Here is a 17,326-nt window from a genome sequence, read left to right on the forward strand (position 1 = left end):
GTTACTCGCTCTCACCGTGTTTAAATTTCATCAGATCGCGGCGCTCTTTTTTATCCGGTCGCCGGTCCGGGTGAGGCATGGTCAGCGCATTCATCTTGCGCGCCAGCGCGGTTTTCTCGCGCTTCTCTATGCTTTCGGCCGTCTCTTCATACAGCAAAACGGCTTCGGTTGCGGGCCGCCGCTGCTCGGTAATGGCTTTCACCACCACCGTTTTCTCATCGTTGCCCTGGCGAAGCGTTAGCGTGGCATTCAGTTCAACCAGCTTGCTCGGTTTGCTGCGCTGACCGTTGTAATGCACCTTTCCGCCATCAACCATTTCACGGGCAAGGGCGCGCGTTTTGTAAAAACGGGCGGCCCACAGCCATTTATCCAGTCTTACCCCATCAGAGGGTTTTTCTTTCATGGCGTCTCCTTCACGGTGAGTGAGGGGATCATCCGGCGATAGTCGTTCAGCCCCGGATGTCGCAGATAGCTTTTTTCAGCCAGGCCGGAATCCGGATTAGTCACGCCCAGACAATAGCGAATGCCAAAAGCGGCCGCAGAATCCAGAATCGGCTCGCTGTCGTCAATAAACAGCGTGCGTTCAGGCTGTAAACCGGTCTCTTCCACCACGGCATGCCACAACCGCTGATCCTCTTTCGGATAACCAAATGTGTGGGTGGAAAGCAATAAATCAAGGTGTGAAGCAAGACCGGTATGTTCCAGCTTCACGGCCAGGTTATGGGGATGCGCATTCGTCAGCAAAATGCGGCGCTTACCGCAGGCTTTCAGCGCATCCAGGAACGGGACCGTATCGTCGCGCAGTACAGCGCGTGCGCCCTGGGCGGTGGTCATGGCACAAATATCCAAACCGAGTCGCTCGCTCCAGTAGTCAAGACAGTACCAGTTTAGCGTATGCTGCACCGCGCTATATTGCGAACGAATGAATTCCTGCGCTTCCGCCGGGGAGATCCCCTGCTGTTCACCGTATGTTTCCGGGACCAGCTTTTGCCAGAAATAGTTATCAAAGGCGAGATCAAGCAGCGTGCCGTCCATATCAAGCAGGACGGTATCGACCGCCTGCCAGTCGATATTAAGATGCATAAGGGGGAACTCCAGCCAGAAGAAACGTGCGCGACAGGGTAGCACAACTTGTCGCGCAGGGACGTTATCCGATCAGGCTCTCGGAAGAGGAGATCAGTTTCGGGTTCAGGCAATTTTCGTAGTAGGCCTGGATTTCTGCCAGCCGCGTGCGGGAACGCTGATAGCGGCGTACGGCCTGATAACCGTTCCAGACAATGCACGCCAGCATTGCAATCAGCAGCAGGGATGTCCCTATATAGCGCCACAGGCCAGCGCTATCCGGCATACGGTGCAGGCCAATATGACGCGTGCCGTTGGCGTCGGTAAAGAGGGTGGTGACGATCCCTTCCGCGCTGAATGGCGTCTGCATCAGCATCTGCGCCAGACGCTGGAATTCGCTCCACTGCTCCTGGGCAGGATAGTCATAGAGCGAAACCTGCGGATAAGGTTGATCCACCAGGTCGCTGCCTTCATCGCTGGCAATCACAAAACCGCCGGGCGCCGGGCTGTTAAGCGCCTGGGCGGCACGGGTGGTTTCACGCATCACGAAGGGGGCGGTAGAGGTCGCCACCAGGTTATCCAGCGACTCGGCGCTGACCGGACGCAGAAGCACGTTCACACCGTCCAGGCGTCCCGCTTCGGCGCGTTTCACCAGCGCGTCCCAGTCTTTGCTGTTGCCGAGGTTGACCAGCGCGTTCTTGAGCCGGATACAGTCATCCTGGGCGGAACAGAGATCCTCTGTTTTCAGGACGATTTCGCCAAAGTCATCCAGCAGTACCATGCCCGACTTCTGAATAGCCGAACGCAGGGCAGGGCTGACGCGAGAATCATCATCCGGTTTTGGATGGAGCTGGCGATTAATCGTCTGGGTGAGCGCAGTGGCCTTGTTGACCACATCTGATTCCGGCAGCGGCAGCGGAGAGGCGTCATTCCAGATGATCTGAGAGCAGTCGAACGGCGCGAACGGCGAGTTCTGGCGCGTGTTCCAGGCGCCCGGCGTGTGGATATTACACATCCCGGTGCCTTTGAGGCGCAACGTATCTCCCACGCGTACACCCGCTTCTTCGAGCTGCTGTACGCTGGTGGCTTCCACAGTTTGCGCCCCTTTGATCCACGACAGGGTAAATTTAATCGGCATATCCAGCGGCACGAAGAGCAGCAGCATGACGAAGATTAACGCGGCACCACCGGCAATCACCGCGCTGCGGAGCCAGTGCTGAAGCGGGAAGTTTTTCACTTCGTCGTGCAGGGATAAGTAGCGCCCCTGGCGTACAACGTGGCGGTCGAGATAGATATCAATATCCGTTTTGTGGCCAAGGTCCTGCGCTATCCACGGCTGCCAGTGGCGCGGATAGATAAGATCGATGATCCCGAGCGAGATATTGTTGATATGTTCCTGATCGTTCTCACCGAACAGTCCCCAGCGTTTTGGGGTTCCGCGCAGGCAGTGAATTTCGCGTAATGACGTTTTTGCCGGCGGAGCAAATATGCCCCACAGCCCGGCGGCCAGAAGCAGTACTGCACCACCCGCGAGCCACGGAACAAACACGTCCGGCGTCAGCAGGCAGATGAAAAAGAGCAGGAACGAGGCGACAATCAACACCGCTTCGCGAATGCCATCCGGGCGGCTCAGGACGTACTCTTCATGCGTCTCCTGGCGGATGTTCAGCAGTTCGATCTGCTCAGTCTCTTCACCGCGAATAGAGGCCTGCGTTCCGCTTGCGCGTTCCAGCGCAAAGCGTGGCGCTTCCTGAACATATTCGCTCAGCGTATGACCATTGAGGGAGATAACCAGCGGCAGCGTATCGGTATGGATGAGCTCGACGCTGTTTTCGTCGTTAATATACTGCTCCCAGAAGGGAGGCAGGTGCACTTCAACAGAGTCGAGATAGTAACGCCACTTGTTGGGATCGTCGGTTGTAATGCCGTAGCGGGTAATGGAGCGCGTCACGCACAGAACGGTGTCGCTTTGGGCGTTAAGGTTGAGCGATACGGGGGCGGCGCTGGCACCGGTAGGGCCAGGCGAAAGCCGGGATCGGTTCAGCGTGTCGAGATACTGCTCAACGGTGCTGCGTTCCTCTGGCGAAAGCTTGCGCGTGTTTGCCCCGGCGAACGCGTTCAAAAAGGGCAGCCGATAACGGCGATGTACGCGGCGCCTGAATACCCACACCGCAATCGACGCGCAGGCCAGCACAGCAGCGAGAAAAATCAAAATGGTGCTCATGCTTTCCCCATCTTACTTATCTTCTTACAGGTGTTGTCAGTCGCACCTTTTGTACAATGAATGAGATTCTGTGGTCGGCTATCGGCAAGTATGGAGTCTAACTTGAGCATGTTGACGCGCATCCCAGTGACCGGTAATGATAACAAAGCCTGTTCCGGCGCGATATCAGCAAATTCCTGGAAACATTTCAACCTCTTGACATTTGTTTTGAAATGAGAATCGCCTACAGTTACGTTGCATAAATGTAAATAAAGAGCAATTGACATTGCCGAAACCGTGCGGCGTATCGCACAATAAAGCCAGTTCACCCAGCAAAGACCCGTCAAGATGACCAAACCCTTACAAAAGCCCACCATTCTGAATGTTGAAACCGTCGCGAAATCGCGTCTGTTTAATGTCGAAAGCGTGGATCTGGAGTTCAGCAACGGTGTGCGTCGTGTTTATGAGCGTATGCGCCCCTCCTCGCGTGAAGCGGTGATGATTGTGCCCATCGTCGACGAGCACCTGATCCTCATTCGTGAATACGCCGTGGGCACAGAATCCTACGAGCTGGGCTTCTCCAAAGGACTGATCGACCCGGGTGAAACGGTGTTTGAAGCGGCAAACCGGGAGCTGAAAGAAGAGGTCGGTTTTGGCGCGAAAGAGCTGACGTTCCTGAAAAAGCTGAGCATGGCACCGTCCTATTTCTCCAGCAAAATGAACATCGTTGTCGCGGAAGATCTCTATCCTGAATCGCTGGAAGGAGACGAGCCGGAACCGCTGCCGCAGGTTCGCTGGCCGCTGGCTCATCTGATGGATTTGCTGGAAGATCCTGACTTTAACGAGGCGCGCAACGTGAGCGCACTGTTCCTGGTGCGGGAATGGCTGAAGGGGCAGGGGCGTTTGTAGCGCCACCATTAAAAACGGCAACCGAAGGTTGCCGTTTTGCATTGACGTTGTAGGCCGGGTCAGGCGTAGTCGCCACCCGGCTTTTTTATTGGCGTCAGAACAGCTCGTGCGTTTCGCCGTTATCAATCAATTCCGTACCCACCTCATGCACTGCCTGCGTGGTTGGCTGAGTGCCCTCGATGAAATACTCGGCACGGCTGTTACCGCCATTCGCGAGCTGTCCGGTACTGCGGTCGATATTCACCGTCACCACGCCCGGTGGAGGCGTTAGCGGCTGCTCTGGTACGCCCTCGAGAACGGCCTTCATGTATGCATCCCAGGCAGGTTGCGCACTCTTCGCGCCGCCTTCGTAACCGGAAATCTGATCTTTAATCGCGCCAGAGGCGGTCGTGCGCCCCAGATCGCGGCGGTGATCGTCAAAACCAATCCAGACGGAGGTGACAACCCCCGGGCCATAACCTGAGAACCAGGCATCTTTTGAACTGTTGGTTGTCCCGGTTTTTCCGCCGATGTCGTGGCGCTGCAAATCGCGGCCCGCTCGCCAGCCGGTGCCTTGCCAGCCCGGTTCACCAAAGATGTTGGTGTTCAGTGCGCTCTTAATCAGGAACGACAGCGGCGTGCTGATCACGTGCGGGGCATACTCCTGCGCGCCACTCTGGGCGACCAGCGCCTGATTGGCCTGTTCCAGCTGCGGCTGCGGCACCGCCAGATTCTGACGTTCCTGAGAGATCGCCACATCTTCCATATCCTTGTTTTCCAGGACATTGGATTTTGGCGTGTCGCCGTAAATCACCGGAATATCGCATTCAGGGCAGGCAATTTTCGGTTTCGCTTCAAACAGTACGCCGCCCTGATCGTTCTCTATTTTGCTGATGAAATACGGATCGACCAGGAAGCCGCCGTTCGCCATCACCGAGTAGCCACGCGCAACCTGGAGCGGCGTAAAGGACGCGGAGCCGAGCGCCAGAGATTCAGTATGAACGATGTTTTGCGCCGGGAAGCCAAAGCGTTGCAGATACTCTGCCGCATAATCCACGCCCATCGCACGCATCGCGCGAACCATGACCACGTTCTTCGACTGGCCAAGGCCCTGGCGCAGGCGGATAGGGCCAGCGTATTGCGCCGGAGAGTTCTTCGGCTGCCAGTCAGAGCCCGCACCGGCATCCCAGCGGGAAATTGGCACGTCGTTGAGAATGCTGGCGAGAGTCAGCCCCTTATCCATCGCCGCGGTATACAGGAACGGTTTGATGTTCGAACCAACCTGACGCAGCGCCTGGGTCGCGCGGTTAAATTTGCTCTGGTTGAAATCGAACCCGCCAACCAGCGCCATCACGGCGCCATTCTGCGGATTGATGGAGACCAGCGCAGAGTTTACGTCCGGCACCTGTGCCAGCCACCAGGCATCGCCGACCTGACGCACCCAGATTTGTTGTCCGATTTGTACGACATCGGTCACTTTACGTGGCGTTGGCCCCTGAAGGGTGTCAGAACGGTATGGACGCGCCCAGCGGACACCCTCCATGCGCAGCGAAACGGATGTGCCATCGGCCATCATCGCCACTGCTTCCTGTGGATCGGCCTGGGTGACGACCGCCGGACGCAGCGGGCCATAGGTCGGCAGCGCTTTCAGGGAATCCGTGATTTTTTTACTGTCCCATGCGCCTTCACCCACTTTCCACAGCACGTTGGACGGGCCGCGATAGCCGTGACGCATATCGTAATCCATCACGTTATTACGCACCGCCTGCTGGGCAGCCTGCTGCACCTTGCGGGTCACGGTGGTATAGACGCGATAACCATCTTCATACGCTTTATCACCGTAGCGACTCACCATCTCCTGGCGAACCATTTCAGTGAGATACGGTGCAGAGAAAGCAATTTCCGGCGCATGGTAATTGGCGTCAATAACGTCGCTGCGCGCCTTATCGTATTCAGACTGGCTGATATAGCCTTCGCTCAACATACGCGACAGCACCACGTTACGGCGCGCGGTGGCGCGGTCCAGCGAGTAGAGCGGGTTAAACGTGGATGGCGCTTTTGGCAGGCCGGCAATGGTCGCCATTTCGCTCAGCGTGAGCTGATCGATCGGCTTACCAAAATAGACCTGAGCCGCAGCCCCTACGCCATAGGCGCGGTAGCCCAGATAGATCTTGTTGAGGTAAAGCTCAAGGATCTCGTCTTTGCTCAGCAGTTGCTCAATGCGGATCGCGAGGAACACCTCTTTGATCTTACGCATCAGCGTCTTTTCCGGGCTGAGGAAGAAGTTACGCGCCAGCTGCTGGGTAATGGTACTTGCCCCCTGAGAGGCATGACCGGAGAACAGCGCCACGCTTGCCGCACGGAAAATACCGACCGGATCGACACCGTGGTGCTCGTAAAAACGGCTGTCCTCGGTGGCGATAAAAGCCTTCACCATCACGGGTGGAATTTGATTTAAGGTCAGAGGGATACGACGTTTCTCGCCGTATTGCGCCATCAGTTCACCATCGGCGCTATAGACCTGCATAGGGATCTGAAGCCGCACATCACGAAGCGTGGCGACATCAGGGAGTTGCGGCTCGACATATTTGTACAAACCAATAATCGAGCCTGCTCCCAGCAGAATGCAACAGACTGCAAGGATCAATAAATACTTTACGAACTTCACCGGAGATTTCCCATTTGGTTTAGCCTGGGCAGTTTCTAAACAATCGCGCGGTAGTATAAAGGCAAGCCTGATTCATTGATATAGCCGTCACTCCGACGGGCGATAAGGAGATCGTGAAGCATGGCTTTTAAAACGTGGCAAACAGGCGTTCATATTCAACAGGATAAGGTGGTTGCGGTAGCGCTGACCAGAGAGCGGGCCGGTTGGCGTTTACGGCGCTGGTGGGCGGTACCGCTGTCGGACGGCGTTATCGGGGAAGGCAAAATACTTAAGCCAGAACAGCTGGTTAACGCATTACGTGGCTGGCGGAAAACATTGCCGCACTCGCATCGGGTATTTCTCTCATTTCCGGCGACGCGCGTTCTGCAACGCGCGTTGCCCCGTCCATCCGTTACCTTGCGTGACAGCGAACAGCTCACCTGGGTAGGCGCCGCATTAGCGCGTGAGCTGGAGATGCCCGCCGATACGCTCTGTTTTGACTACACGCAGGATACGTTCAGCAACACTTTTCAGGTTACCGCAGCGCAAAACAGAGAGGTCGATACCCTGTTGACGCTGGCGAACGCGCTGCGTTTGCGTCTGGCAGCAATCGCCCCGGATGCCGGCGCGCTGGCTAATCTTCTCTCTGCTGTTGCCCCCGCCCGGTGCGTCGCCTGGAGAGATCAACACCAGTGGCTATGGGCGATGCGTCACCAGTGGGGGCGGCGCTATACCACAGAAGCGGCGACGGTGAATGAACTGGCGGCGCTGCTTGCGCTTTCTCCTTCTGATATCGCCGTGTTTGATGCTGCCCGCGATCCCTGGGAAGCGGTGACGCTGTGCCAGCCGCCGTTGCCGGAATGCGGTGCTGATTACACCGTCGCCCTGGCGCTGGCCATGAGCGAGGCGCCGTAATGAGCATGCCCAATCTTTTACCCTGGCGTCGGCAGCAACGTAATCAGCGTCTGCGTTTCTGGGGGCTGCTGTTTGCTGGCTCATGGCTGGTGATGCTGGCGGGGAGTATCAGCCTGCGGGCGACGCAGACTCTCGCATTACAGGCGTTGCAGAGCGAACTGGCGGGGACACGTGCGGTACAGAAAGTATTGAGAGTCCGTCAGCCGCAGTCAGCGGGGCAGAAAACCCCTTCGCTGCCGTTTGATCCGGCCTGGCAACCTGCGCTGGAGTCCCTTGCCAGCGCAATGCCCCGGCAGGCGTGGCTAACGGCGCTGCGTTATCAGCCACCCTCGCTGACCCTGACCGGCTATACCACCTCACTGCCAGCGCTCACCGCCATGACCGATGCCCTGAAAAGGGTGACGGGATTTAACCCCGGACCGGCAGGCGAAATGCAACAGGATAGCCAGGGGCGATGGATGTTCTCTTTTCAACTGCATAGCCGGAGGTAGCCCGTGGGTATCTGGTATCAACGCTGGACTGATGCACGTCCTTCCCGGCGCGTCCTTTGCTGGTTGATCGCATCGGGGCTTGTTGCGTGGGCAATTTGGGGACTGCTGCTCAGGCCCGCAGCTCTGCGCTACACCGATATTCAGGCGCAGGCCATCAGTGCGAAGCGAATTAACGCCTCGCTGTGGCCAGAGGCCGGACGGCGAGTAGTGGTTAGGCAAGTGACGCCCTCGCAGCCCTTTTCTCCCCTGGCTTTTCAGCGTGAGGGCGCAAGGCTGGTGTACTGGAAGCCGCAGCAGAGTGGGGGAGAGCTGGCGCTGGATGCCTCCTGGGGCGCGGTCCCGGCGCTCTTTTCCCGGCTGGCGCTTGAGAACGCGCGGGTGAGGGCGTTTTCCATCACCCCACAGGGCAAACAGTTACGCCTCAGCCTGCAACTGGAGATCGGTCATGCGCAGTAAAGCCCGTTTGCTGATCCTGCTTTCTCCACTTTTCCTGACCGGGATGCGGGATCCCTTCTCTGTACCGGAAGAGCGTTGCGCAGCCGGGCAGCTCAGCCAGTGGCGGTATCAGGGGGTAGTCAGCGGCAGCAGGGATATCGGCCTTATGCAGGACGGGCAGAAACGCTGGCACCGGGTAAATACGCAGGTGCGGTTACCGACAGGCTGGCGGGTGAGCGCGATAGATAAACAACAACTGACCGTTGATGTCGGCGACATGTGCGAGCCGAAGCGATGGACATGGCAACGAGAAGGAACGAAAAAAAGTGAAGATAAGGATAGGGCTGTTACTGGCGGCACTCAGCCAGCCCCTGTGGGCCGCGACGCCAAAACCAGTCACCCTGCTGGTGGATGATGTCCCGGTGGTGCAGATATTACAGGCGCTGGTGGCGCAGGAGGATCGCAATCTGGTGGTGTCGCCGGATGTCAGCGGTTCGCTTTCGCTGAATTTAACGCGGGTGCCCTGGAGACAGGCGCTTCAGACAGTAGTGAACAGCGCCGGGCTGGTATTGCGGGAAGAGGGCGGCATTTTTTATGTGCATACGGCGGCCTGGCAACGGGAGCAACAGACGCGTAAAGAGCAGGAGCGGGCCCAGCGTCTGCTCGACGCCCCGCTGCACTCTCACAGCATTCCGTTTGCTTATGCGGATGCAGCCGAATTGCAAAAAGCGGCAGAAAAGCTCTTAAGCCCGAAAGGCAGTCTCTCCGTCGACAAGCGCACCAACCGTTTTCTGGTCAGGGATAACCAGACGGTGGTGGATATGCTCCAGCGCTGGGCTGTGCAGATGGATCTGCCCGTCGAGCAGGTGGAACTGGCGGCGCAGATTGTGACCATCAGTGAAAAAAGCCTGCGTGAACTGGGGGTGAAATGGAACCTCGCTGACGCAACGGAGGCCGGTAAGGTGGGTCAGGTCACGACGCTGGGGGCGGATCTGTCGGTGGCCAGTGCAACCACCCACGCAGGGTTTAACATCGGGCGCATCAACGGCAGGATGCTGGATCTTGAGTTGTCGGCGCTTGAGCAAAAGCAGCAGGTGGATATCATCGCCAGCCCGCGGCTGCTGGCGTCGCACATGCAGCCGGCCAGCATCAAGCAGGGCAGCGAAATTCCGTATCAGGTTTCCAGCGGCGAGAGCGGGGCGACATCCGTTGAATTTAAAGAGGCTGTGTTAGGCATGGAGGTCACGCCAGTGGTCCTGCCGGGCGGCCGCGTGCGCCTGAAATTGCATATCAGTGAAAATATGCCTGGCCAGGTGCTGCAACAGGCAGACGGCGAAACGCTGGCGATCGATAAGCAGGAGATCGAAACGCAGGTTGAGGTAAAAAGTGGGGAAACGCTCGCGCTGGGCGGGATCTTTTCGCAAAAGAATAAAACCGGACGCGACAGCGTGCCCGTGCTGGGCAACATTCCGTGGCTGGGTCAGCTGTTCCGCCATGATGGAAAAGATAACGAACGGCGCGAGTTAGTGGTGTTTATCACGCCACGTCTGGTCAGTATTCAGTAATGGGTAACGATCCCCGCAATGATTTTGCATTCAGTTTGTTGCAGATGTTTGACGTGGGGCATGAATTAGCATACAAGGAGTACCGATTTGAGTTGGACTTACGTCTTATTTCCTTATGCGCCGGGAACGGTGATTTAATCAGTTGCCAAACAAGCCGGAGTATTGAGATAATTTTTCGTCTGACTCTCGCTCTATTGCAAATGAGGTTTCAGTTCATGTCCTGCTACGCCGGGTGTCTGCGCAGCGGGGATTACCATTAACGAATAGTCTTAGTAGTACCGAAAAAATGGCAGAGAAACGCAATATCTTTCTGGTTGGGCCTATGGGTGCCGGCAAAAGCACTATTGGGCGTCAGTTAGCTCAACAACTCAATATGGAATTTTACGATTCTGATCAAGAGATTGAGAAACGAACCGGAGCGGATGTGGGCTGGGTCTTCGACGTAGAAGGCGAAGAAGGTTTCCGTGACCGAGAAGAAAAAGTGATCAACGAACTCACGGAAAAACAGGGCATTGTGCTGGCAACTGGCGGCGGCTCTGTAAAATCTCGCGAAACCCGCAACCGTCTCTCCGCCCGTGGCGTAGTGGTCTATCTTGAGACGACCATCGAAAAACAGCTGGCACGCACGCAGCGTGATAAAAAGCGCCCGTTGTTGCAGGTTGAAACACCGCCACGTGAAGTTCTGGAAGCTTTGGCCGATGAACGCAATCCTCTGTACGAAGAGATTGCTGATGTGACCATTCGTACTGACGATCAAAGCGCTAAAGTGGTTGCAAACCAGATTATTCATATGCTGGAAAGCAACTGATTCTGGCTTTATATACACTCGCCTGCGGGTAAAAGCATTTAAGGTGGATGTCGCGTCATGGAGAGGATTACAGTTACTCTCGGGGAACGTAGTTACCCTATCACCATCGCGGCTGGTTTGTTTAACGACCCAGCTTCCTTCTTACCACTGAAAGCGGGTGATCAGGCGATGCTGGTCACCAACGAGACGCTGGCTCCGCTTTATCTCGACCGTGTACGTCACCTGCTTGAGCAGGCGGGCGTGAAGGTCGACAGTGTGATTCTGCCCGATGGCGAGCAGTACAAAAGCCTGACGGTACTGGATACCGTCTTTACCGCACTTCTGCAAAAACCGCACGGTCGTGATACAACACTGCTTGCCCTGGGCGGCGGCGTTGTGGGCGATCTGACCGGTTTTGCAGCCGCCAGCTATCAGCGCGGCGTGCGCTTTATTCAAATTCCAACCACGTTGCTCTCACAGGTCGATTCTTCTGTGGGCGGTAAAACGGCGGTTAACCATCCGCTCGGCAAAAACATGATTGGCGCGTTCTACCAGCCTGCCTCGGTGGTGGTGGATCTCGACTGTCTGAAAACCTTGCCAGCGCGCGAACTGGCGTCCGGCCTTGCAGAAGTGATCAAATACGGCATTATTCTTGACGGGGAGTTCTTCACCTGGCTGGAAGAGAATATGGATGCGCTGCTGCGCCTCGACGGGCAGGCAATGGCCTACTGTATTCGCCGTTGTTGTGAGCTGAAAGCAGAAGTCGTTGCCGCAGATGAGCGTGAAACCGGCTTACGTGCTTTACTGAATCTGGGGCATACGTTTGGTCATGCGATCGAAGCCGAAATGGGCTACGGTAACTGGCTTCACGGTGAAGCTGTCGCTGCCGGAATGGTTATGGCGGCGCGAGCCTCTGAACGTCTGGGGCAGTTCAGGCCGGAAGAGACAGCACGTATCATCGCGTTGCTTCAACGTGCTGGCTTGCCGGTGAGTGGTCCGCAGGAAATGTCTGCGCAGGCGTACCTTCCCCACATGATGCGCGATAAAAAAGTATTGGCAGGTGAGATGCGTCTGGTACTCCCGCTTGCAATAGGGAAAAGTGAAGTGCGCGGCGGAGTGCCGCGCGAAGTCGTACTTGGCGCTATTGCTGATTGTCAGCAGGCGTAACAACTAGAAAGGTCAGACCGCTGTAACAGGTGGTCGTTTTAGCTTCAGGTAAATGCAGAGTCGTTGGCAGAAGCCTTTGAGTGGGGTGTTAAATGGATGAATTCAAACCAGAAGACGAGCTGAAACCCGATCCCAGCGATCGTCGTACTGGTCGTTCTCGTCAATCTTCAGAACGTGATAACGAGCCGCAGATCAATTTTGACGATGTCGAACTGGATGCAGACGATCGTCGCCCTTCGCGTAGCCGTAACGCGCGAAATGAGCGAGAAGACGAGGAGTATGAATCCGAAGAAGAGTTAATGGATGAACAGCCTGTTGAACGTCGTCCGCGCAAACGTAAAAAAGCGGTAGCGGCAAAACCGGCCTCCCGTCAGTACATCATGATGGGCCTTGGCGTTCTGGTGCTGGTCTTGCTGATTGTCGGCATTGGGTCCGCGCTAAAAGCACCTTCTACCAATTCTACCGAGCAGACGGCGTCTGCCGAGAAGAGCATCGACCTGTCTGGTAACGATGCGAGCAACCAGGCGAATGGCGCTCAGCCTGCGCCGGGCACCACTTCCGCAGAGCAGACCGCAGGTAACACCAGCGCTGGCCAGGATATCTCTCTGCCGCCTGTCTCTGCGACCCCGACTCAGGGCCAGGCGCCTGCGACGCCTGAAGGCCAGCAGCGTGTTGAAGTTCAGGGCGATCTGAATAACGCGCTGATGCAGCCGCAGAATCAGGAGCAGGTTAACGCTGCCGTGGTGAACTCCACGCTGCCAACTGAACCAGCCACCGTTGCGCCAGTTCATGGCAGCAATGCCCAGCAGCAAACGGCGACAACGGAAACCAAACCGCGCCAGACGCAGACTGCGCCACGCCAGGAGCGTAAGCAGGCTGTGATTGAGCCGAAGCGTGAGACGAAACCGCAAACCGTGGCAAAAGCGCCAGCGCAGACAAAACCTGCGGCGACTCAGCCGGTTAAAGCGCCAACGCCTGCGGCAACCACTGCACCGAAAGCAACGGCGACCACAACCGCGCCTGCTGCAACAACACCTTCTGCAACAACACCTGCGGCTCCCGCAGCCAAAACGGGCGCTGCATCAGGTAAAACGACGGGCAACGTGGGTTCTTTGCAGTCGGCCTCTTCCAGCAACTACACCCTTCAGCTGAGCAGTTCGTCTAACTATGACAACCTCAACGCCTGGGCGAAGAAATCGAATCTGAAAAACTACGTGGTTTATCAGACGACCCGTAACGGTCAACCGTGGTATGTGCTGGTGAGTGGTATTTATGCTTCCAAAGATGAAGCAAAACGTGCCGTTTCCACGCTGCCAGCCGACGTGCAGGCGAAAAACCCGTGGGCGAAGCCGATTCATCAGGTGCAGGCCGATCTGAAGTAATGTTTAAAGCGCAGGATGCTGTCGGAGCTTTCTCCACAGCCGGAGAAGGTGTAATCAGTTAGTCAGCATGAAAAAAAATCGCGCTTTTCTGAAATGGGCAGGGGGGAAATACCCCCTGCTCGACGATATTAAAAAGCACCTGCCGAAAGGCGAGTGTCTTATCGAGCCCTTCGTGGGTGCTGGATCGGTGTTCCTGAATACCGATTTTTCTCGTTATATCCTGGCGGATATCAACAGCGACCTTATCAGCCTCTATAACATCGTCAAACTGCGTACCGATGAGTATGTGGAAGAGGCGCGGAAGCTGTTTACGCCAGAGAACAACAACCCGGACGTCTACTATCAGTTCCGCGCTGAGTTTAATCAAAGCCAGGACCCGTTCCGTCGCGCGCTGTTGTTTCTTTATCTCAACCGCCATGGCTACAACGGTCTGTGCCGGTATAATCTGCGTGGCGAGTTTAACGTGCCGTTTGGCCGCTATAAGCGTCCCTATTTCCCACAGGACGAACTGTATCACTTTGCTGAAAAAGCGCAGAATGCCGAGTTCTACTGTCTCTCCTATGAAGAGTGCATGGATCTGGCGGGCGTAAACTCGGTGGTCTACTGCGACCCGCCTTACGCGCCGCTGTCTGCCACGGCAAATTTCACCGCCTACCACACCAATAGCTTCAGCCCGGCCGAGCAGGCTCGTCTGGCTGAGATGGCGGAAAAGCTGGTCAGCAAAAGAATTCCGGTGTTAATTTCGAATCACGACACGCCTGATACGCGCGAATGGTACAAAGCCGCGAAGCATTTTCAGGTAAAAGTGCGACGTAGCATTAGCAGCAACGGCGGCACACGTAAAAAGGTGGACGAACTTCTGGCGCTTTATCGACCCTGAGCCTTTGCCCGCCGGTAAACACATTTCAAGGAGATGCGGATGAAACAGTTTTTGATTGCCCCCTCAATTCTGTCGGCCGATTTTGCCCGCCTGGGTGAAGACACTGCCAAAGCTCTCGCGGCTGGCGCGGATGTCGTCCATTTCGACGTTATGGATAACCACTACGTTCCCAACCTGACCATCGGTCCGATGGTGCTTAAAGCGCTGCGTAACTACGGGATCACCGCGCCCATTGACGTGCATCTGATGGTGAAACCGGTTGACCGCATCGTGCCTGATTTCGCCGCGGCGGGTGCCAGCATCATCACTTTCCACCCGGAAGCCTCCGAACACGTTGACCGTACGCTACAGCTGATCAAAGAGAACGGCTGTAAGGCGGGACTGGTCTTTAACCCGGCGACCCCGCTGAGCTATCTCGACTACGTGATGGACAAGCTGGACGTGATCCTGCTGATGTCCGTTAACCCGGGCTTTGGTGGTCAGTCATTTATCCCTCAGACCCTCGACAAACTGCGTGAAGTGCGCCGCCGTATTGATGAGTCTGGCTATGATATTCGTCTGGAAGTGGACGGCGGCGTGAAGGTCAATAACATCGGTGAGATTGCGGCGGCAGGGGCGGATATGTTCGTTGCAGGCTCCGCCATCTTCGATCAACCGGATTACAAAAAAGTCATTGATGAAATGCGCCGTGAACTGGCGAAGGTAAGTCATGGATAAATTGCAGGCTATTCGGGGTGTAGCATTTGACCTCGACGGCACGCTGGTCGACAGCGCGCCAGGATTAACCCGCGCCGTCGATCAGGCGCTGTATGCCCTTGAACTCCCCGTTGCAGGCGAAGAGCGCGTGGTGACGTGGATTGGTAACGGTGCAGACGTGCTGATGGAGCGCGCGCTGTCCTGGGCTCGTCAGGAGCGTGCCTCTCAGCGTTCCGCGCAAGGTAAACCGAGTGTTGACCACGCGGATATTCCCCAGGATGAGCAGCAGCGTATTCTGCGCAAACTGTTCGACCGTTTCTACGAAGAGACCGTCGAAGAGGGCAGCTTCCTGTTCCCGGATGTCGCTGAAACGCTGAGCGCGCTACATGCCAAAGGCATCCCGCTGGGACTGGTGACTAACAAGCCGACACCGTTCGTTGCGCCTCTGCTGGAAGCGCTGGATATCGCGAAATACTTCTCCGTAATTGTGGGCGGCGATGACGTGCAGAATAAAAAGCCGCATCCGGAACCGCTATTGCTGGTGGCAGGAAAATTATCCTTAGCGCCTGCGGAGCTGCTCTTTGTCGGGGATTCCCGCAATGATATTCTGGCTGCCAGAGCGGCAGGTTGCCCGTCGGTTGGGTTGACCTACGGCTACAACTACGGTGAAGCCATTACGCTGAGTGAGCCGGACGTTGTGTTCGACCACTTCAAAGATTTGTTGCCCGCACTCGGGCTCTCGCACAGTGAACATCAGGAATTGAATAATGACTAAGCCCATCGTTTTTAGTGGCGCACAGCCTTCAGGTGAACTGACCATTGGTAACTACATGGGTGCGTTACGTCAGTGGGTGAGCATGCAGGATGACTACCACTGCATTTACTGCATCGTGGATTTGCATGCTATCACCGCGCGTCAGGATCCCGAGAAGCTGCGCAAAGCAACACTTGATACGCTGGCGCTGTACCTGGCGTGCGGTATCGATCCAGAGAAGAGCACCATTTTCGTTCAGTCTCACGTGCCAGAGCACGCGCAGCTGGGCTGGGCGCTGAACTGCTACACCTATTTCGGCGAGCTGAGCCGCATGACCCAGTTCAAGGATAAGTCTGCCCGCTACTCTGAAAACATCAACGCCGGTCTGTTTGACTATCCGGTGCTGATGGCGGCCGACATTCTGCTGTACCAGACCAACCAGGTGCCGGTGGGTGAAGACCAGAAGCAGCACCTGGAGCTGAGCCGCGATATTGCCCAGCGCTTCAATGCGCTTTACGGTGACGTGTTCAAAGTGCCTGAGCCGTTTATTCCGAAATCCGGTGCGCGCGTGATGTCGCTGCTGGAGCCGACCAAAAAGATGTCCAAGTCTGACGATAACCGCAACAACGTTATCGGCCTGCTGGAAGATCCGAAATCGGTGGTGAAAAAGCTCAAGCGTGCGGTGACCGACTCCGACGAGCCGCCAGTGGTGCGCTACGACGTGCAGAACAAAGCGGGCGTGTCTAACCTGCTGGACATTCTCTCCGGTGTGACCGGACAGAGCATCCCTGAGCTGGAAAAACACTTTGAAGGCAAGATGTACGGCCACCTGAAAGGCGAAGTGGCAGACGCCGTTTCCGGCATGCTGACCGAGTTGCAGGAGCGCTATCACCGTTACCGTAACGACGAAGCTTTCCTGCAAAAAGTGATGAAAGAGGGCGCGGAAAAAGCCAGCGCGCGCGCCTCCGAAACCCTGAAAGCGGTGTACGACGCGATTGGGTTTGTGGCGAAACCTTAAGCCGCTTTGCCGGGTGGCGCTTACGCTTACCCGGCCTACGGGACCGTGCAGGTCGGGTAAGGCGGAGCCGCCACCCGACAAAACTGACGAAACAAAAAAACCGGGACATCCCCGGTTTTTTTACGCCTGAAAAACGCTTACTGCTGTGCCGCCGGGCCGCAACCGCCGATGATCTTCGAAATGGAGATCGCCGGGTGAAGCAGGTAATCGTAGCTGCAATTATTTTTAGTATTTTGAACGTGACCGGTGCAGGCCGTCAGAGTTGATAACAGGCCGACCAGAACGGCAGCTTTTGCCAGTTTGAACATACGCATTCCTTGTCAATAAATCGAAAATTGGATGTAACACGAGGGAATAAATGGAAAAGTTCCATTATGCGGGCGGTATGTTATCGACTGAGGTAAGAAGGGAGTAGTCCGCTTAAAGACTACTCCCG

General features: G+C 56.3%; 18 protein-coding genes. 13 read left to right on the top strand and 5 right to left on the bottom strand.

The window, feature by feature from the left end; genetic code table 11:
- Position 1: 1 nt before the first annotated feature.
- The 3 genes from hslR to H2Z33_RS10025 form a co-directional block, all read right to left on the bottom strand.
- Positions 2-403 (bottom strand): ribosome-associated heat shock protein Hsp15, encoded by a 402-nt coding sequence (hslR, locus tag H2Z33_RS10015; RefSeq protein WP_003861618.1) that lies wholly within the window; start codon positions 401-403, stop codon positions 2-4.
- Positions 400-1,083 carry a GMP/IMP nucleotidase gene (gene yrfG, locus H2Z33_RS10020; RefSeq protein WP_000550486.1) on the bottom strand — a complete coding sequence of 228 codons (684 nt, stop codon included), beginning with the start codon at positions 1,081-1,083 and terminating at the stop codon, positions 400-402. The genes hslR and yrfG overlap by 4 nt, the downstream gene beginning before the upstream one ends.
- A gap of 64 nt (positions 1,084-1,147) precedes the next feature.
- On the bottom strand, positions 1,148-3,286 hold the full coding sequence (locus H2Z33_RS10025; protein WP_017384151.1) for an intracellular growth attenuator family protein: 2,139 nt from the start codon (positions 3,284-3,286) through the stop codon (positions 1,148-1,150).
- A 327-nt stretch (positions 3,287-3,613) separates the two neighbouring features.
- On the opposite strand from H2Z33_RS10025, the gene nudE reads away from it, so the two are divergent.
- A complete protein-coding gene (nudE, locus tag H2Z33_RS10030; RefSeq protein ID WP_003861622.1) occupies positions 3,614-4,174 on the top strand; it encodes an ADP compounds hydrolase NudE in 561 nt (186 codons plus the stop codon).
- A 94-nt stretch (positions 4,175-4,268) separates the two neighbouring features.
- Here the strand turns inward: nudE and mrcA are convergent, their stop codons facing one another.
- Complete coding sequence (mrcA, locus tag H2Z33_RS10035) at positions 4,269-6,821, bottom strand: peptidoglycan glycosyltransferase/peptidoglycan DD-transpeptidase MrcA (protein WP_045907643.1); 2,553 nt, start codon at positions 6,819-6,821, stop codon at positions 4,269-4,271.
- Positions 6,822-6,941: 120 nt separating this feature from the next.
- Between mrcA and pilM the strand changes: the two genes are divergently transcribed.
- The 12 genes from pilM to trpS all read left to right on the top strand — a co-directional run bounded on the left by pilM (position 6,942) and on the right by trpS (position 16,890).
- Positions 6,942-7,715, top strand: a complete 774-nt coding sequence (pilM, locus tag H2Z33_RS10040; protein WP_058687098.1) for a pilus assembly protein PilM — start codon at positions 6,942-6,944, stop codon at positions 7,713-7,715.
- Positions 7,715-8,206 carry a PilN domain-containing protein gene (locus H2Z33_RS10045; RefSeq protein WP_063135385.1) on the top strand — a complete coding sequence of 164 codons (492 nt, stop codon included), beginning with the start codon at positions 7,715-7,717 and terminating at the stop codon, positions 8,204-8,206. Before pilM ends, H2Z33_RS10045 begins: the two co-directional genes overlap by 1 nt.
- Positions 8,207-8,209: 3 nt before the next feature.
- A complete protein-coding gene (locus H2Z33_RS10050; RefSeq protein ID WP_058686421.1) occupies positions 8,210-8,662 on the top strand; it encodes a hypothetical protein in 453 nt (150 codons plus the stop codon).
- Positions 8,652-9,056 (top strand): HofP DNA utilization family protein, encoded by a 405-nt coding sequence (locus H2Z33_RS10055; RefSeq protein ID WP_045907644.1) that lies wholly within the window; start codon positions 8,652-8,654, stop codon positions 9,054-9,056. The genes H2Z33_RS10050 and H2Z33_RS10055 overlap by 11 nt, the downstream gene beginning before the upstream one ends.
- Positions 8,968-10,206, top strand: coding sequence for a DNA uptake porin HofQ (gene hofQ, locus H2Z33_RS10060; RefSeq protein ID WP_023295533.1), 1,239 nt, complete (start codon positions 8,968-8,970; stop codon positions 10,204-10,206). Before H2Z33_RS10055 ends, hofQ begins: the two co-directional genes overlap by 89 nt.
- A 286-nt stretch (positions 10,207-10,492) precedes the next feature.
- Positions 10,493-11,014, top strand: a complete 522-nt coding sequence (gene aroK, locus H2Z33_RS10065) for a shikimate kinase AroK (RefSeq protein WP_003861630.1) — start codon at positions 10,493-10,495, stop codon at positions 11,012-11,014.
- A gap of 57 nt (positions 11,015-11,071) precedes the next feature.
- Positions 11,072-12,160, top strand: a complete 1,089-nt coding sequence (gene aroB / locus H2Z33_RS10070; protein ID WP_063135384.1) for a 3-dehydroquinate synthase — start codon at positions 11,072-11,074, stop codon at positions 12,158-12,160.
- 92 nt (positions 12,161-12,252) lie between these two features.
- Positions 12,253-13,542, top strand: coding sequence for a cell division protein DamX (damX, locus tag H2Z33_RS10075; protein ID WP_048219403.1), 1,290 nt, complete (start codon positions 12,253-12,255; stop codon positions 13,540-13,542).
- A gap of 67 nt (positions 13,543-13,609) precedes the next feature.
- Positions 13,610-14,422: an adenine-specific DNA-methyltransferase gene (gene dam, locus H2Z33_RS10080; RefSeq protein ID WP_015571432.1), complete on the top strand. Its 813-nt coding sequence runs from the start codon at positions 13,610-13,612 to the stop codon at positions 14,420-14,422.
- A gap of 39 nt (positions 14,423-14,461) precedes the next feature.
- Complete coding sequence (gene rpe / locus H2Z33_RS10085) at positions 14,462-15,139, top strand: ribulose-phosphate 3-epimerase (RefSeq protein ID WP_003861634.1); 678 nt, start codon at positions 14,462-14,464, stop codon at positions 15,137-15,139.
- Positions 15,132-15,893: a phosphoglycolate phosphatase gene (gph, locus tag H2Z33_RS10090; protein ID WP_015571431.1), complete on the top strand. Its 762-nt coding sequence runs from the start codon at positions 15,132-15,134 to the stop codon at positions 15,891-15,893. The genes rpe and gph overlap by 8 nt, the downstream gene beginning before the upstream one ends.
- Positions 15,886-16,890 (top strand): tryptophan--tRNA ligase, encoded by a 1,005-nt coding sequence (gene trpS / locus H2Z33_RS10095; protein WP_015571430.1) that lies wholly within the window; start codon positions 15,886-15,888, stop codon positions 16,888-16,890. The genes gph and trpS overlap by 8 nt, the downstream gene beginning before the upstream one ends.
- 137 nt (positions 16,891-17,027) lie before the next feature.
- Here trpS and H2Z33_RS10100 read toward each other — a convergent pair whose 3' ends face one another.
- Complete coding sequence (locus tag H2Z33_RS10100) at positions 17,028-17,198, bottom strand: YhfL family protein (RefSeq protein WP_008503029.1); 171 nt, start codon at positions 17,196-17,198, stop codon at positions 17,028-17,030.
- Between the last annotated feature and the right edge of the window lie 128 nt (positions 17,199-17,326).

The organism is Enterobacter sp. YSU (assembly GCF_016082135.1).
GTDB classification, from domain to species: Bacteria; Pseudomonadota; Gammaproteobacteria; order Enterobacterales; family Enterobacteriaceae; genus Enterobacter; species Enterobacter hormaechei_C.